The following is a 16,177-nucleotide window of genomic DNA, read 5'->3' as shown; positions in this document are numbered from 1 at the left end:
CTCAGGAGCGCGTCGCGCGGCCCATCCGGGTGACCGCCTCGGTGAGCACGGCGGGGGAGGTGGCGAAGTTGAGCCGCACGAAGCCGGCGCCACCGGCGCCGAAGACGTGCCCGGAGCTGAGCGCCACCCGGGCCCGGTCGAGGAACATCCGCGCCGGACCGGCCAGGTCGCTCGCCACCCCCGGTCCGTCGCCCGCCTCCGTGGGCACGCCGAGGCGCCGGCAGTCCAGCCAGGCCAGGTACGTGCCCTCGGGCGGCCGCCACGACACGGTGGGCAGGTGCTCGGCCAGCAGCGACCCGAGCAGCGCCCGGTTCGCGTCCAGGCCGTCGAGCAGCCGGTCCAGCCACGGACCGCCGGCCCGGAACGCGGCGGTGTGCGCGAGCACCCCGAGGTGACTGGGACCGTGGCTGACCTCCTCCGGCATCCGGGCCAGGTCGTCCGCCGCGTCCGGCCCGGCAACCGCCAGCGCCGCCTTCAGCCCGGCCAGGTTCCACGCCTTCGACGCCGACACCAGCGCGAACGCGTTCTGGGCGCCCGGCACAGTCAGGTACGGAGTGAACCGCGCGCCGGGCAGCGCCAGCGGCGAGTGGATCTCGTCGGCCACCACCCGTACGCCGTGCCGGGCGGCCAGTGCGGCGACAGTGGCCAGCTCGTCGGGCCGGTGGACCACACCGGTCGGGTTGTGCGGGTTGCAGAGCAGGAACGCCGGCCGGTCGCCGATCGCGCGGGCACGCCGGCACGCCTCCTCCAGCGCGGCCGGGTCGAGCCGCTGGTCCGCGCCGAGCGGCGCCTCGAGGATCTGCCGCCCGGCGTTGGTGACGAACGCGTAGAACGGCGGGTAGACCGGGGGAGTGACCACCACCGCGTCACCAGGGTCGGTGACCAGGCGCAGCACCTCGACCGTACCCATCATCACGTCCGGTACGAGCGTGGTGCGGCCGACCGGGAAGTCGGCCCAGTCCCACCGCTGCGCGGCGAACCCGCCGACCGCCTCGGCGTACGCGGTGCCGTACGAGTAGCCGGTGTCGCCCAGCTCGACGGCCCGGCGCAGCGCCTCGGCCACCGGCGGCGCCAGCGGCACGTCCTGCTCGGCGACCCACAGCGGCAGCACGTCCGGCGGGTACAGCCGCCACTTCACGCTGGTGCGCTGCCGGAGCTGGTCGAGCGTGAGCTGGGTGAGCGGGTTGCCGTCGTCCGCGGAAACGACCATGCGGCCCACCCTAGGCGCGCCCTACCATCGCGCGGTGGCCCACCCGACGTACCCGCTGACCACGCCCCGGCTGCTGCTGCGCCCGGTCACGCCAGGTGACCTGGACGACGTGCACGCCTGGCAGCGCCGCCCGGACGTGGTCCGCTGGATGCGCGGAGCCCGGCCGCGTATGCGGGAGGAGTCGCGGTCGTCGGTCGCGGCGATGGCGGCGGAGGACGCGCTGCGCGCGGAGGGCGACTGCCTGACCCTGGCAGTGGTCGGCGACGCCCGGGTGATCGGCGCGGTGGAGCTGGTCTGGCGCAGCCGGGTCGACAGCACCGCCGAGCTGGGGTATGTCTTCCACCCCGCTCACGGTGGCCGAGGGCTGGCCACGGAGGCGGCCGGCGCGCTGCTGGACTGGGGTTTCGGCGAGTTCGGACTGCACCGGGTGATGGCCCGCTGCCACGCGGACAACGAGCCGTCGGCGCGCCTGATGGCCCGGCTCGGAATGCGGCGGGAGGCGCGGCACGTGCGCAGCTACCGGTTCCGCGGCGAGTGGGCCGACCAGCTCGTCTACGCGATCCTGGCCGACGAGTGGCGGTCCGGCGCGGGCTGAGCGATGCGGCTCAGCCCACGACGACCGGGTTGCCGATCCGGATCTCGCCGGTGGTCAGCGGCACGAGCCGGATGCCGAACCAGGTCTTCCCGTCGTGGCGCCGGTGCCGGGCCAGGGTGCGGATCGGCTCCTTCCCGCTGGCCAGGGTCTCCGGGTCGATGAGCGTCACGGCGCAGCGGTCGCAGCGTTCGGAGACCCGGAAGTCCACGGCGCCGACGCGTACCCGGCTCCAGCCGTCCTCGGCGAACGGCGCGAACGGCCCGTCCAGCACCACCGTCGGCCGGAACCGGGCCATCGCCAGCGGCTCCGGCGCGGGCTCGCCGCGTTCCAGCGCGCCCTCGACGATCCAGTCCCGCAGCCGCCGCAGCGACGGCAGTGTGGCCACCAGCAGCGGTCCGGCGTCGGACAGGTTCAGCGGATCGCCGGGCCCGCCGCCGTGCTCGGCCGACATCGGCCGGCGGCGCGGGTCGTCCAGCCAGGCCAGCCGTACCGGCCGGCCCAGCCGCGCGGAGAGCCAGTCGTGGGCCTCGTCGGCGGCGAGCCGGACCGTGTCCAGCCGGGACACGTCGGTGGCGACCGGCGGCCCGTCGACCGGTTCGGCGACTGTGAGCGACGACCCGTCGCGGGTGGTGAGCGTGATCGACCCGGGACCGGGGGCGGCGGTCAGGCCGAGCAGCGCCGGCAGGGCGGTCGAGCCCAGTTTGCCGCCGTCGGGGCGCAGCACCACCCAGCGGCGGTCGTGACGCAACCCCCACGGCTCGACGTCGGCGCGGTCGACGTCGACGCCGCCCAGGGACTTGACCGGGTACAGGTGGGCCGAGACGAGCCGCGTCACCACACCCTCAGCCGATCTTCGGGGTGGCGCGGTCGATGATCGCGGCGAGGTCCAGCCCGCCCGGCAGCGTCCCGTACGCCTGACCGTGGTCGCCGTCGAGCCGGGACGCGCAGAACGCGTCGGCGACCGCCGGGTGTCCGTGGCGCACCAGCAGCGCGCCCTGGAGCACCAGCGCGAGCCGCTCCACCACCCGCCGGGCGCGCAGCTCCAGGTCGGTGTGGTCGGCCAGTTCGTCGCGCACCCGGCGCACCGCGGCGTCCAGCCGTGCGTCCGCGCCGGCCGCGGCGGCCACCTCCGCCTCGTACGCGGCGAGCACCTGCGGTTCCCGGGTGAGCGCGCGCAGCACGTCGAGCGCGGCGACGTTGCCGGAGCCCTCCCAGATCGAGTTCAGCGGCGACTCGCGGAACAGCCGCGGCATGCCGGACTCCTCGACGTAGCCGTTGCCGCCCAGGCACTCCAGCGCCTCGGCGGCGTGCCCCGGCCAGCGCTTGCACACCCAGTACTTGCCGACTGCGAGGGCGAGGCGCTTGAACGCGGTCTCGCCGTCGTCGCCGCGCGCCGACCGGTCGGTCGCCCCGGCCAGCCGCATCATCAGCACGGTGGCGGCCTCGGACTCGACGGCCAGGTCGGCCAGCACGTTGCGCATCAGCGGCTGGTCGGCCAGGTAGTTGCCGAACGCGCGCCGGTGGGTGGCGTGGTGCACGGCTGTGGTCACGCCGTGGCGCATCCCGGCGGCGGCGCCGATCACGCAGTCCAGCCGGGTCAGGTTGACCATGTCGATGATGGTGCGGACGCCCCGGCCCTCGTCGCCGACGCGCCACGCCACCGCGTGCTCGTACTCGACCTCGGCGGAGGCGTTGGAGCGGTTGCCGAGCTTGTCCTTGAGCCGCATCAGCCGCATCGGGTTGCGTTCACCGTCGGGCAGCACCCGGGGGACCAGGAAGCAGGTGAGGCCGCCGGGCGCCTGGGCGAGCGTCAGGAACAGATCGCACATCGGCGCCGAGGTGAACCACTTGTGCCCGACGAGCCGGTAGCTGCCGTCCGGCTCGGGCCGGGCCGTGGTGGTGTTGGCGCGGACGTCCGAGCCGCCCTGCTTCTCGGTCATCGACATGCCGGCGAGCAGCCCGCGCTTGGTCTGCGGCGGGCGCAGCCCGAAGTCGTACTCGCGGCTGGTGAGCAGCGGCTCGTAGCGGGCGGCCAGGTCCGGGCTGTGCCGCAGCGCGGGCACCGCCGCGTATGTCATCGAGATCGGGCAGCCGTGCCCGGCGTCGGGCCGCCACAGGTAGAAGCCGGCAGCCCGGGCCACGTGCGCGCCCGGCCGGTCGTCGGCCCACGGCGCGGCGTGCAGGCCGTGCCCGACGGCGGTACGCATCAGCTCGTGCCAGGACGGGTGGAACTCCACCTCGTCGATCCGGTGGCCGTACCGGTCGTGGGTGCGCAGCACCGGCGGGTGTTCGTTGGCGAGCCGCCCGTGTTCGGCGGCCTCCTGGCCACCGGCGAGCCGGCCCAGCTCGTGCAACCCGGGCAGCGCCCAGCCGGCGCCCTCGCGGGCCACGCCGTCGCACAGCGCCGGGTCGTCGGCGGTGTCGTGGCCGACCATCGGCGGGACCTGGTTGACGACCTCGTGTGTGGTCACGGCGGCAACTCCCAGCGCAGGTGGCGGATCAGGTCGGGGCCCGGATTGAACCACCGTTCACTCCGCACCGGCAAGCACTCGACGACAAGTCAATTTGGCTGGATTCGTTTGACATGATCCGGCTCGGAGAGAAGACTCGCCGAAACTTTCTTTTGTCCGGGAAGTCGCTAGGGGGGCCTGTGTCCAGGAAGAAGCTCGGCGCGCTCGGCGCCGCACTCACGCTGACCGTCGGCGTCCTGTCCGGATGCACCGGAGGCGAGGCGGTCGACGTCGGTGGCGGGGGGAACGCCGGCGGCGCCGGTGGTGTCCTCAACGCCGCGATCGGCGGCGAGCCGGACCAGCTCGACCCGCACAAGACCTCGGCCTACTACAGCTTCCAGGTGCTGGAGAACGTCTACGACACACTCGTCGAGCCGGACGCCGACCTGAAGATGGTGCCGTCGCTGGCGACCAAGTGGACCACCAGCGCCGACCAGCTCACCTGGACCTTCACGCTGCGCGAGGGCGTCAAGTTCTCCGACGGGTCGCCGCTGACCTCCGAGGACGTCGTCTACTCGTTCGAGCGGATCATCAAGGAGAAGCTGAACAACGCGTACAAGTTCGCCACCGTCAAGTCGGTCACCGGGCCGGACCCGGCCACCGTGGTGGTGACGCTGAGCGCGCCCACCCCGAACCTGCTGGCGAACCTCGGCGGGTTCAAGGGCGTGGCGATCGTCGAGAAGTCCAACGTGGAGTCCGGCACGGTGAAGACCGCACCGGTCGGCAGCGGCCCGTTCAAGGTGGCCGGCTACACCTCCGGCGACAGCGTCAAGCTGGTGCGCAACGACTCCTACTGGGGTGAGAAGCCGAAGCTGGACGGCGTCACGTTCACCTTCGTCAAGGACCCCACTGTGGCGCTGCAGAACCTGCGCAGCGGTCAGGTGCAGTGGACCGACAACCTGCCGCCCCAGCAGGTGAAGTCGTTGCAGGACGGCGACGGCCCGGTGGTGAGGTCGGCGCCGTCGACCGACTACTGGTACGTGGCGCTCAACGAGGCCCGCAAGCCGTTCGACAACCCCGAGGTGCGGCGGGCGATCGGGTACGCGCTCGACCGTGAGGCGATCACCAAGGCGGCGAAGTTCGGGCTGGCCACCGTCAACCAGACCGCCATCCCGAAGGCCAGCGCGTTCTACTACGACTACGCGCCCTACAGCCACGACCCGGGCAAGGCGAAGCAGATGCTCGGCCAGGCCGGCGTCGGCAACCTGACCATGGACCTGATGGTCACCAGCGAGTACCCGGAGACGGTCACCGCCGCGCAGGTCATCGCCGCGCAGCTCAGGGCCGTCGGCATCACCGTCAAGATCCGTACGCTGGACTTCGCCCAGTGGCTCGACGAGCAGGCCAAGGGCAACTTCGACGGGTTCATGCTCGGCTGGCTCGGCAACATCGACCCGGACGAGTTCTACTACGCCCAGCACCACAGCGGCGGCACGTTCAACTTCCACAAGTACAAGAACCCGGCGGTGGACAAGCTGCTGGACGACGCGCGCACCCAGACCGACCAGGGCGCCCGCAAGCAGGCGTACGAGCAGGCCGCGAAGCAGATCGTCGACGACGCCAGCTACCTCTACCTCTACAACCCGGACGTGGTGCAGGGCTGGTCGAAGAAGGTGTCCGGCTACGAGGTGCGCACCGATCGGGCGATCCGGTTCCGGTCGGTCGCCCTGGCCAAGTGATGGCCCGCTTCGTCCTGCGGCGGGTACTCCAGTCGGCGGTCGTACTGGTCGGCGTGACCCTTGTGGTGTTCCTGCTGCTGCAACTGGTGCCGGGCGACCCGGTCCGAGTGGCGCTCGGCACCCGGTTCGACCCGCAGACGTACGAGGCGCTGCGGGAGCGCGCCGGCCTCGACCAGCCGCTGCCCGTGCAGTACGCCAGCTACCTCGGGCACGCGCTCACCGGTGACCTGGGAGTCAGCTTCCGCACCGGCCAGCCGGTGAGCCAGATCGTGCTGGAGCGGCTGCCCGCCACGCTGTCGCTCGCCGTCACCGCTGTGGTGTTCGCGCTGCTCGTCGCGTTCCCGCTGGGCATCGTCGCGGCGGTACGCAGCGGCTCCGCCGTCGACCACGCGGCCCGCGTGTTCAGCCAGTTCGGCGTCTCCGTGCCGGACTTCTGGATGGGCATCATGGGCATCCTGCTGTTCGCCGGGGTGCTCGGCTGGCTACCCCCGTCGGGTTACGTGGCGCTGACCGACGACCCCGGCCGGTGGGCCACCCACGTGGCGCTGCCGGCGGTCACCGTCGGCCTGGTCACCGCGTCGATCCTCACCCGGTTCATCCGCTCCTCGGTGCTGGAGGTGCTCTCCGCCGACTACGTGCGCACCGCCGAGGCGAAAGGGCTGCGCAGCCGGGTGGTGATCCTGCGGCACGTGCTGCGCAACGCGCTGATCCCGGTCGTCACGGTGGTCGCGGTGCAGCTGGCCAGCCTGCTCGGCGGCGTCATCGTGATCGAGGTGCTGTTCGCCTGGCCCGGCATCGGCCGGCTCACCTTCGACGCCGTGCAGGCCCGCGACTATCCCGTCCTGCAGGGCGCGGTGCTGCTCGTCGCGGCGCTGTTCCTGCTGGTCAACCTGCTGGTGGACATCCTCTACGCCCGCCTCGACCCGAGGATCACGGTCAAGTGAGCGCCACGACCGAGAGCACCGGCCGCCGCGTCCTCGACGCGCTGCGCCGCGACCCGCTCGCCGTCGGCGGCACGATCGTGCTCGTGCTGCTGGTCGTGGTGGGCGTGGCCGGCCCGTGGCTGGCCCCGGCCGGCGTCAACGACGTCGACGTGGACCAGATGCTGCGCCCACCCAGCGGCGCGCACCCGTTCGGCACCGACGAGTTGGGCCGCGACGTGCTCAGCCGGGTGCTCGTCGCCGCCCGCGTGTCACTCCAGGTCGGCGCGGTCAGCGTCGGCATCGCGCTGGTCGCCGGGGTGACGCTCGGACTGTTCGCCGGCTACTACCGGGGCTGGTTGGACAGCGTGCTCATGCGCTGCATGGACGTGCTGTTCGCGTTCCCGGTGCTGCTGCTGGCGGTGGCCATCGTGGCGGTGCTCGGCCCCGGCCTGCTCACCGCCATGGTCGCCATCGGCGTGGTCTACACGCCCATCTTCGCCCGGATCACCCGCGCCGGCGTGCTGTCCGTACGCGAGCAGGTGTTTGTTCGGGCCGCCGTCTCCATCGGCGCGTCCGACGTGCGCATCATGCGCCGGCACGTGCTGCCGAACATCGCCGCGCCGCTGATCGTGCAGACGTCGCTGTCGCTGGCGTTCGCGATCCTCTCCGAGGCCGCGCTGTCCTTCCTCGGCCTGGGCATCCAGCCGCCCGCGCCGGCCTGGGGGCGGATGCTGTTCGACGGGCGCGGCTTCGTCACCGACGCGTGGTGGCTGGGTGTGTTCCCGGGCGCGGCGATCTTCCTCACCGTGCTGGCGTTCAACCTGGTCGGCGACGCGTTGCGGGACGTGCTCGACCCGCGGCAGCTCACCCTCGGCGAGGCACGCAGGAGCACCACATGAGCCATACGACAGTGCTGTCCGTGGACGACCTGACCGTCACCGTCGGCACCCGCCGTGGCCCGGTCCGCGCCGTCGCCGGGGTGTCCTGGCAGGTGCGGCCGGGGGAGACGTTCGCCCTCGTCGGCGAGTCCGGCAGCGGCAAGAGCATGACACTGCTCGCCGCCACCGGCCTCGCCCCGCGGGCCGCGACCGTCACCGGCCGGGTGCGGCTGCTCGACACCGAGCTGACCGCGCTGCCCGACGACCGTCGCCGCAAGGTACGCGGCCGGCACGTCGGGTTCGTCTTCCAGGATCCGATGACCTCGCTCAACCCGGTGCTGCCGGTGGGCCGGCAGGTCACCGAGGCGGCCGAGGAGCACCTCGGACTGACCCGCCGGGCCGCCCGCGACCGGGCGGTGGAGCTGCTGGAACTGGTGGGCATTCCGTCCGCGGCGCGGCGCGTCGACGCGTACCCGCACCAGTTCTCCGGCGGCATGCGCCAGCGCGTCGCCATCGCCATGGCGCTCGCCTGCGAGCCGGACCTGCTGATCGCCGACGAGCCGACCACGGCGCTCGACGTCACCACGCAGGCGCAGATCATCGAACTGGTCGCCGACCTCCAGGCCCGGCTCGGCACAGCCGTCGTCTGGGTCACCCACGACCTGGGAGTGGTGGCCGGCATCGCCGACACCGTGGCGGTCATGTACGGAGGGCGGATCGTCGAGCAGGGCCCGGTCGACGCGGTGTTCGACGCGCCCACGCACCCGTACACCCGGGCGCTGCTGGCGGCCCGGCCGGACCCGTCCCGCCGGGGCGAGGACCTCGTGGCCATTCCCGGTTCGCCGCCGAGCCCGCTGGACCTGCCCCCGGGCTGCGCGTTCTGGCCGCGCTGCCCGGTCCGCGCCGATCCCCGCTGCGAGCACGAGCTGCCTCCGCTGACGACGGTCGGCGACGGGCACACGGTCCGCACCTTCTACCGTGGAGAGGCCGGATGAGCGCCGACACCCCGGACGTGGTCGCCGAGCTGGACGACCTGAAGGTGCACTTCCCGACCCCGGCCGGCACGGTCCGCGCGGTGGACGGCGTCAGTCTCGCCGTACGTCGGGGCGAGACGCTCGGGCTGGTCGGTGAGTCGGGCAGCGGCAAGTCCACCGCCGGTCTGGCGTTGCTGCGGCTGGTCGACCCGACCGCCGGGCGGGTCCGGGTGGCGGGCGCGGACGTGACCCTCTGGTCGCGCCGCCGTCTGCGTGCGACGCGCCGCCACGTCGCGATGGTGTTCCAGGATCCGCAGGCGTCGCTCGATCCACGCCGGACGGTCGGCGACAGCATCGCCGAGCCGCTGATCGTGCACCGGCTCGCCGCGTCCACAGCCGCCCGGCGGGCCCGGGTCGCGGAGCTGCTGGACCTGGTCGGCCTGCGCGCCGACACGGCGGGCCGGTATCCGCACGAGCTGTCCGGCGGCCAGCGCCAGCGGGTCGGTGTGGCCCGGGCCCTGGCCGGCGAACCGGACCTGATCGTCCTGGACGAGCCGATCGCCTCGCTCGACCTGAGCGTCCAGGCACAGATCATGAACCTGCTCCGGCACCTGCAACGCGACCTCGGGCTGACCTACCTGTTCATCGCGCACGACCTGGCCGCCGTCGAGCACATGAGCGACCGGATCGCGGTGATGTACCTGGGCCGCATCGTCGAGACCGGCCCACCCGAGCGGATCTACCGGCACCCGGCGCACCCCTACACGGCCGCGCTGCTGTCGGCGGTGCCGGTGGCCGATCCGCGCGTCGAGCGGGAGCGCCGCCGGATCGTGCTCACCGGCGACATCCCCAGCCCGGTGGACCCGCCGAGCGGCTGCCGTTTCCGTACCCGATGCCCCCAGGCCCGCCCCGCGTGCGCCGAGACCGATCCGGCGCTCGCCGAGGTCGGTCCGGGCCACGACGCCGCGTGCCTGTTCCCGCTCGACGGGGAGCGCGACGGCGGCGTGGGGGAGGGCGCGACGACGCGCGCCGACGCGGCCGGCACGGCGTAGGCTCACCGCCGATGACGTTCACCACCCGGCCGACGCTGCGGGGCACGTTCGGCATGGTCTCCTCCACGCACTGGCTCGCCAGCCAGTCCGCGATGGGCGTGCTGGAACGCGGCGGCAACGCGTTCGACGCCGCTGTGGCCGCCGGGTTCGTGCTGCACGTCGTGGAGCCGCACCTCAACGGTCCGGCCGGCGAGGTGCCCGCGATCCTCGCCACCGCGACCGACCCCACGCCGCGGGTGCTGTGCGGTCAGGGCCCGGCCCCGGCCGCCGCCACCGTCGCGCACTTCCGCTCGCTCGGCCTGGGCCTCGTGCCCGGCGCCGGCCCGCTCGCCGCCGTGGTGCCGGGCGCTGTCGACGCCTGGCTGCTGCTGTTGCGCGACCACGGCACCCGCACGCTCGCCGAGGTGCTCGAACCGGCGATCGGCTACGCCGCCGCCGGCCACCCGCTCGTCGGCGCCGCCGGGCAGACGGTCGCGCGGGTCCGGTCGCTGTTCACCGACCACTGGCCGACCTCCGCGCGCCTCTGGCTCCGCCACGGCCGCCCGCCCGCGCCGGGGGAGATGGTCACCAACCCGGCGTACGCGGACACGCTGCGCCGCCTCGTCGACGCCGGACGGGCCGCCGGTACGGACCGGGAGGCGCAGATCGAGGCCGCCCGGCGCGCCTGGCGGGAGGGTTTCGTCGCCGAGGCGATCGACGCGTTCAGCCGGCTGCCGTTGCGCGACTCCAGCGGGCGCGCCCACGCCGGGCTGGTCACCGGCGACGACATGGCCCGCTGGTCGGCCACCTGGGAGGAACCGGTCACGCTGGACTGGCACGGGCACACGGTCGCCAAGACCGGCTTCTGGGGCCAGGGCCCGGTGCTGCTGCAGACGCTCTCGATCCTGGACGCGCTCGACGACCCGGCGGTCTACGATCCGTCCGGTCTGGACGGCGTCCACGCGCAGGCCGAGGCGCTGAAGCTCGCCTTCGCCGACCGGGAGGCCTGGTACGGCGACACCGACGTCCCGGGCTCCGCGCTGCTGTCGGCCGGTTACGCCCGTTCGCGGGCCGCGCTGGTCGGCGACCGCGCCGACACGTCGCTGCGCCCCGGGAGCCCGGCGGGAGCGCCGCCCCGGCTGCCGTCCCACCTGCGTGCCCACGCCGCCGGGCGGGCCGTCCCGCAGGACCCGAGCACCGGCGAACCCACGGTACGGGCCGACGGCGTGACCCGCGGCGACACCTGCCACGTCGACGTGGTGGACCGGTGGGGCAACATCATCTCCGCCACGCCCAGCGGTGGCTGGTTGCAGAGTTCACCCGCCATCCCGGAGCTGGGCTTCCCGCTCGGCAGCCGGCTGCAGATGTGCTGGCTGGAGGAGGGGCTCGCCTCGACGCTGCGGCCGGGCCGGCGTCCGCGTACCACGCTCAGCCCGACGCTGGTGCTGCGCGACGGCGAGCCGGTGATGGCGTGCGGCACGCCGGGCGGGGACCAGCAGGACCAGTGGCAGTTGCTGTTTCTGCTGCGGCACCTGGCCGGCGGGCAGGAGTTGCAGGAGGCGATCGACGCCCCCACGTGGCACACGACGAGCTTTCCGGCGTCGTTCTATCCGCGCGAGGTCGAGCCGGGCGTGCTGGTGCTGGAGGACCGGATCGACGGCGACGTGCTGGCGGGCCTGCGTGCCCGCGGGCACACCGTGCGCCTGTCCGACCCGTGGAGCCTGGGCCGCATGTGCGCGGTGACCCGCGACCCGGCCACCGGAGTCCTCTCCGCCGCGGCGAACCCCCGAGGCGCCCAGGGCTACGCCACCGGCCGCTGACCCACCCGGCCCCCTTCCGCGTTGATCTTGCACTTGTGGCCCCGGCGTAACTGGCATAACGGGCGTTCGTCGGGCCGAAACTGCAAGATCGCCGGGGAGAGGGGCAGGGCGGGGGCGGGTCAGTCGTTGATCCGGGTTATGTTGCGGATCTTGTTGGCGGCGTCGAGGGCGGCCACCTTGTACGCCTCCGCGAGCGTCGGGTAGTTGAAGACCGCGTCCAGCAGGTAGTCGACTGTGCCGCCGCAGCCCATCACGGCCTGCCCGATGTGGACGATCTCGGTGGCGCCGGTGCCGAACACGTGCACGCCGAGCAGCCGGCCGTCCTCGGGCGAGACGAGCAGTTTCAGCATCCCGTACGAGTCGCCGACGATCTGCCCCCGGGCCAGCTCCCGGTAGCGGGCGATGCCCACCTCGAACGGGACGGACGCCTCGGTCAGATCCTCCTCGGTCTTCCCGACGAAGCTGATCTCCGGAATGGTGTAGATGCCGATCGGTTGCAGGTCCGACATGCCGCGTGCCGGTTCCCCGCAGGCGTGCTGGGCGGCCAGCCGGCCCTGTTCCATCGAGGTGGACGCCAGCGCGGGGAAGCCGATCACGTCGCCGACGGCGTAGATGTTGTCGACGGCGGTGCGGTAGTCGGCGTCGACGGTGATCCGGCCCCGGTGGTCGGCGGTGAGCCCGGCCGCCTCCAGCGCGAGGTCGTCGGTCTGCCCCTGCCGGCCGGCCGAGTACATCACCGTGTCCGCGACGATCTTCTTGCCGCTGCGCAGGACGCAGAGCGCGGCGCTGCGGTGCTTCTCCACGGCGGCCACCTCCTCGCCGAAGCGGAAGGTCATCGACAGGTCCCGCAGGTGGTACTTCAGCGATTCGACGATCTCCTCGTCGCAGAAGTCGAGCATCCGGGGGCGGCGCTCGACCACTGTCACCTTGGTGCCGAGCGCGGCGAACAGGGACGCGTACTCCATGCCGATCACCCCGGCGCCGACCACGACCATGCTGCGCGGGACTGCCTGGAGGTTGATCACGCCGTCGGAGTCGACGATCGTCCGGTCGTCGAAGTCGACGCTGTCCGGGCGGGCCGGGCGGGTGCCGGCGGCGACGACCGCCTTGTCGAAGCTGACCCGGGTCTCCCGGCCGGAGCCGGCGTCCACCCAGACGGAGTGGGCGTCGGCGAACCGGCCGGTGCCGGTGATCAGCGAGACCTTGTTGCGGGCCAGCTGGTTGCGGATGACGTCGGTCTGCCGGGTGATCACGTGCTGGGTGCGGGCGGCCAGGTCGGCGACGGTGATGTCCTCCTTGACCCGGTAGCTGCTGCCGTAGAGGTCGCGCTGGCTCAGCCCGGTCAGGTAGAGCACCGCCTCGCGCAGCGTCTTGGAGGGCACGGTGCCGGTGTTTATGCACACGCCGCCGAGCATGTCGCGGCGGTCCACGATCGCGACGCGGCGGCCCAGCTTGGCCGCGGCGATCGCCGCCTTCTGTCCACTCGGTCCGGAGCCCAGCACCAGCAGGTCGTAGTCATACACGAACGCCAGCCTCGCAGGGTCTCGCAACCGGTGCCAGCCGAGACGCCCCCACGAAAGCTGATCACTGCCGTAGGGTGCGCTGATGCGCCGCCCCGTAACCCTGATCATGCTCCTCGGACCGCTGCTCGTCGCCGGGTGCACCACGACCCCCGCCGCCCCGGCCGCGACCCCCTCCGCCTCCACCCCGCCGAGCCCGAGCGCGCCCGCCGTCGACTACGCCGCCTGGCAGGCGGGGCGGTCGACGCCGGTGGCCGACCCGGTCTATCCGGCCCGGGGCACGAACGCGCTGGACGTCCTGCACTACGACCTCGCGTTGGAGTGGGCGCCGTCGACCACCACCCTCACCGGCACCGCCACGCTGCGGGTCCGGCCGGTGAAGGACGCGCCGAGTCTGGTCCTCGACTTCATGCCCTACCAGCTCGACAGCGTCACGCTGGACGGCGCGACGGTTCCCGGCGCGGTGGCGAAGGAGAAGCTGACGGTGTCCGCCCCGGTGGTGGCGGACAAGCCGGTGACCCTGGTGGTCACCTACCACGGCCGGCCGAAGACGACCCCGATGCCGTCGCACCGCAAGGACACCGAGGCCCTGGGCCTCACCGTCACCAAGGAGGGCGGCCTCTGGACCATGCAGGAGCCGTTCGGGGCGTTCACCTGGTACCCGGCGAACGACCAGCCGTCGGACGAGGCCCTCTACGACATCCGGGTGACGGTGCCGGCGGGCTGGTCCGCGATCGCCGGCGGCACGCCCGCCGGTCAGTCCGGCACCACGTTCAGCTACCGCAGCACCGACCCGGTCGCGACCTACCTGACCACGCTCGCGGTGGGGAAGTACCAGAAGCTGACCGCGGCGGGGCCGCGCGGTGTGCCGCTGACCTACTGGTACCGCAAGGGCGCGGACGACAAGCTGCTGCCGTACCTGAAGAAGTCCCCGCAGTACCTGACCTGGCTGGAGAAGAAGTTCGGCCCGTACCCGTTCCCCTCCGGCGGCGTCGTGGTGGTGGACTCGGCGTCTGGCATGGAGACCCAGCAGATGATCACGATGGGCCGGAAGATCGAGAACACCGCGGCCCGCCGGGACCGCTGGGGCAGCGACCTGATGCACGAGTACGCCCACCAGTGGTTCGGCAACTCGGTCACGCCCACCACCTGGCGGGACCTGTGGTTGAACGAGGGTTGGGCGACGTACATCCAGGACCTGTACACCAAGGAGACGCAGAAGCTCAGCGAGGCCAGCCTGGACCGTTACCTCCGCGAGGGTGACGCGGTCCTGCGCAAGAAGCTGGGCCCGCCCGGCCGGCCCGACCCGAAGCGGTTCGCCGAGGGCAACGTCTACCTGTGCCCGGCGGCGATGCTGCGCGAGATTCACCGGACGGTCGGCGACAAGGCGTTCTTCGCGCTGGCCCGCGCCTGGGTCCAGGAGCAGCGCAACACGCCGCAGGACCGGGCCTCGTTCATCGCCTTCGTCAACAAGCAGACCGGCCGGGACTTCACCGCGCTGATCAACGCCTGGCTGGACTCGCCGACCACGCCGAAGAAGATCACCCCGAAGAAGATCGGCTGACCCGGCGCGGGGCCCCGCCCGTCCGGCGGGGCCCCGCGCCGCGTCTCAGCGGCCCTGGAGCGAGCGGACGTTGTCGCCGAACGTCCAGCCCTTCGACCCGTCCCAGTTGACCGACCAGGTCATCAGGCCCTTCAGGCGTCCCTGGTAGGTGTTCCACGCCTGAGCCACCAGTGCCGGGCTCATGTAGCCGCCGCCGGCGCCGACCTGCGCGGGCAGCCCGGGGACCTGCCGGTCGAGCGGTACGCGGACGGTGGTGCCCTGCACGACCAGGCCGGCGTCGAGGCAGTTGGTCTGCGCGACGAAACCGGCCACTGTGCCGGCCGGGTACGAGTCACCGGCGCAGCCGTACATCGAGCCGTTGTAGTACTGCATGTTCAGCCACCACAGTCGCCCGTTGTCGGCGTACTTCTTGACGATCGGCAGGTACGCGCCCCAGATCGAGCCGTAGGTGACGCTGCCGCCGGTGACGTACGCGGTCTCCGGCGCCATGGTGAGCCCGAAGCCGGCCGGCATCTGGGCCAGCACCCCGTCGATGATCCGGATCAGGTTGGCCTGCGACGGGGAGAGCTGGTTGATGTTCCCGCTGCCGGTCAGGCCGGTCTCGATGTCGATGTCGATGCCGTCGAAGTTGTGCCGCTTGAGGATCGGCACCACTGTGGCGACGAACCGGTCGGCGACCGCGCTGGAGCTGAGGTCGATCCCGGCGGTGGCGCCGCCGATGGACAGCAGCACGGTCAGCCCGGCGGCCTTGGCCTGGCACACCTGCGCGGGGGTGGGCACCTTGACGCCGGCGTCCATACCGTCCTCCCAGAGCACTGTGCCGTCGGCGCGGATGACCGGGAACGCGGCGGTCACCACGTTGTAGCCGTGCCCGGTGATCCGGGAGTCGGTGATCGGGATCCAGCCGAGTCCGGGGTGCACGCCGTTCGCGGCGCCGTCCCAGTTCTCCCAGTAGCCCTGGAGCACCTTGCCGGCCGGCCGGGACCGCAGCGCGCAGGTGTCACCGCCCGGCGTGGTCGGGCTCGGCGAGGCGGTCGGCGTCCGGGTGGGCGAGGGCGTGGGCGTCGGCGTCCGCGTGGGGGAAGCCGTCGGGGAGGGGGAGGCGGAGGGAGTGGGGGACGGCGGCCGGGTGGTGGGGCTCGGCGACGGCGTTCCGCCGGTGCAGGCGCCGAGGTCGGTCCAGAGCGCCGGTACGGCGGCCGGGTTCCAGCCCGCGCCGGCGGGCGGGGTGTGCGTGACGAGCGCCTGGTAGAGCCGGCCGGCATAGGTGGCCCGGCTGCCGGCGGTCCAGGTGACGCCCTCGGCCCAGGCCGGCGCGTCGCAGGCGACGAGCGTGCCGACGGCGCCGGTCGGCGTGGCGGCGGTGGCGGGCAGGGCGGCGGCGGTGGCGGCGAGCAGCGCGACGGCACCGAGCAGAGCGGTCATCCCACGTCCGAGTCGCATGACATACCTCCTCATCGATGCGCCGGAGGT

At 73.0% G+C, this 16,177-nt stretch carries 13 protein-coding genes; 8 read left to right on the top strand and 5 right to left on the bottom strand.

Annotated features, from left to right (window positions below):
- Position 1: 1 nt before the first annotated feature.
- A complete protein-coding gene (locus tag GA0070562_RS26140; RefSeq protein WP_091427094.1) occupies positions 2 to 1,210 on the bottom strand; it encodes a MalY/PatB family protein in 1,209 nt (402 codons plus the stop codon).
- Between the two features lie 34 nt (positions 1,211 to 1,244).
- Here GA0070562_RS26140 and GA0070562_RS26135 point away from each other — a divergent pair, with 34 nt between their 5' ends.
- Positions 1,245 to 1,805 (top strand): GNAT family N-acetyltransferase, encoded by a 561-nt coding sequence (locus GA0070562_RS26135; RefSeq protein WP_091427093.1) that lies wholly within the window; start codon positions 1,245 to 1,247, stop codon positions 1,803 to 1,805.
- Positions 1,806 to 1,815: 10 nt separating this feature from the next.
- On the opposite strand, the gene GA0070562_RS26130 is transcribed toward GA0070562_RS26135, so the two are convergent.
- Both GA0070562_RS26130 and GA0070562_RS26125 read right to left on the bottom strand, forming a co-directional pair.
- Positions 1,816 to 2,643: an MOSC domain-containing protein gene (locus GA0070562_RS26130; protein WP_091426992.1), complete on the bottom strand. Its 828-nt coding sequence runs from the start codon at positions 2,641 to 2,643 to the stop codon at positions 1,816 to 1,818.
- Positions 2,644 to 2,647: 4 nt separating this feature from the next.
- On the bottom strand, positions 2,648 to 4,276 hold the full coding sequence (locus GA0070562_RS26125; protein WP_091426991.1) for an isovaleryl-CoA dehydrogenase: 1,629 nt from the start codon (positions 4,274 to 4,276) through the stop codon (positions 2,648 to 2,650).
- A 179-nt stretch (positions 4,277 to 4,455) separates the two neighbouring features.
- On the opposite strand from GA0070562_RS26125, the gene GA0070562_RS26120 reads away from it, so the two are divergent.
- From GA0070562_RS26120 to GA0070562_RS26095, 6 genes are read left to right on the top strand one after another with little or no spacing between them, the layout of a single operon-like run.
- Entirely contained in the window at positions 4,456 to 5,994 is a 1,539-nt protein-coding gene (locus GA0070562_RS26120) for an ABC transporter substrate-binding protein (RefSeq protein WP_091426990.1), read from the top strand.
- Positions 5,994 to 6,938: an ABC transporter permease gene (locus GA0070562_RS26115; protein WP_091426989.1), complete on the top strand. Its 945-nt coding sequence runs from the start codon at positions 5,994 to 5,996 to the stop codon at positions 6,936 to 6,938. Before GA0070562_RS26120 ends, GA0070562_RS26115 begins: the two co-directional genes overlap by 1 nt.
- A complete protein-coding gene (locus GA0070562_RS26110) occupies positions 6,935 to 7,816 on the top strand; it encodes an ABC transporter permease (RefSeq protein ID WP_091426988.1) in 882 nt (293 codons plus the stop codon). The genes GA0070562_RS26115 and GA0070562_RS26110 overlap by 4 nt, the downstream gene beginning before the upstream one ends.
- Positions 7,813 to 8,790 (top strand): ABC transporter ATP-binding protein, encoded by a 978-nt coding sequence (locus tag GA0070562_RS26105; RefSeq protein WP_091426987.1) that lies wholly within the window; start codon positions 7,813 to 7,815, stop codon positions 8,788 to 8,790. The genes GA0070562_RS26110 and GA0070562_RS26105 overlap by 4 nt, the downstream gene beginning before the upstream one ends.
- Positions 8,787 to 9,821, top strand: a complete 1,035-nt coding sequence (locus tag GA0070562_RS26100) for an ABC transporter ATP-binding protein (RefSeq protein ID WP_091426986.1) — start codon at positions 8,787 to 8,789, stop codon at positions 9,819 to 9,821. The genes GA0070562_RS26105 and GA0070562_RS26100 overlap by 4 nt, the downstream gene beginning before the upstream one ends.
- 11 nt (positions 9,822 to 9,832) lie before the next feature.
- Positions 9,833 to 11,620: a gamma-glutamyltransferase family protein gene (locus tag GA0070562_RS26095; RefSeq protein WP_091426985.1), complete on the top strand. Its 1,788-nt coding sequence runs from the start codon at positions 9,833 to 9,835 to the stop codon at positions 11,618 to 11,620.
- A gap of 119 nt (positions 11,621 to 11,739) precedes the next feature.
- Here GA0070562_RS26095 and sthA read toward each other — a convergent pair whose 3' ends face one another.
- On the bottom strand, positions 11,740 to 13,143 hold the full coding sequence (gene sthA / locus GA0070562_RS26090) for a Si-specific NAD(P)(+) transhydrogenase (protein WP_091426984.1): 1,404 nt from the start codon (positions 13,141 to 13,143) through the stop codon (positions 11,740 to 11,742).
- Positions 13,144 to 13,225: 82 nt separating this feature from the next.
- Between sthA and GA0070562_RS26085 the strand changes: the two genes are divergently transcribed.
- A complete protein-coding gene (locus GA0070562_RS26085; protein ID WP_091426983.1) occupies positions 13,226 to 14,704 on the top strand; it encodes a M1 family metallopeptidase in 1,479 nt (492 codons plus the stop codon).
- 45 nt (positions 14,705 to 14,749) lie between these two features.
- On the opposite strand, the gene GA0070562_RS26080 is transcribed toward GA0070562_RS26085, so the two are convergent.
- Positions 14,750 to 16,147: a glycosyl hydrolase family 18 protein gene (locus GA0070562_RS26080; RefSeq protein WP_091426982.1), complete on the bottom strand. Its 1,398-nt coding sequence runs from the start codon at positions 16,145 to 16,147 to the stop codon at positions 14,750 to 14,752.
- Positions 16,148 to 16,177 lie beyond the last annotated feature (30 nt).

Source organism: Micromonospora tulbaghiae, assembly GCF_900091605.1.
Lineage (GTDB): Bacteria > Actinomycetota > Actinomycetes > Mycobacteriales > Micromonosporaceae > Micromonospora > Micromonospora tulbaghiae.
Note: the sequence above shows the minus strand (reverse complement) of the source record. Positions and strands in the feature narration are given on the sequence as shown.

What these genes read in the sequence shown, in the direction of transcription:
- GA0070562_RS26115 (WP_091426989.1), top strand. Translation starts at nt 5,994, where the DNA reads ATGGCCCGCTTCGTCCTGCGGCGGGTACTCCAGTCGGCGGTCGTACTG.
- GA0070562_RS26095 (WP_091426985.1), top strand. Translation starts at nt 9,833, where the DNA reads ATGACGTTCACCACCCGGCCGACGCTGCGGGGCACGTTCGGCATGGTC.
- GA0070562_RS26105 (WP_091426987.1), top strand. Translation starts at nt 7,813, where the DNA reads ATGAGCCATACGACAGTGCTGTCCGTGGACGACCTGACCGTCACCGTC.
- GA0070562_RS26080 (WP_091426982.1), bottom strand. Translation starts at nt 16,147, where the DNA reads ATGCGACTCGGACGTGGGATGACCGCTCTGCTCGGTGCCGTCGCGCTG.
- GA0070562_RS26085 (WP_091426983.1), top strand. Translation starts at nt 13,226, where the DNA reads ATGCGCCGCCCCGTAACCCTGATCATGCTCCTCGGACCGCTGCTCGTC.
- GA0070562_RS26100 (WP_091426986.1), top strand. Translation starts at nt 8,787, where the DNA reads ATGAGCGCCGACACCCCGGACGTGGTCGCCGAGCTGGACGACCTGAAG.
- GA0070562_RS26140 (WP_091427094.1), bottom strand. Translation starts at nt 1,210, where the DNA reads ATGGTCGTTTCCGCGGACGACGGCAACCCGCTCACCCAGCTCACGCTC.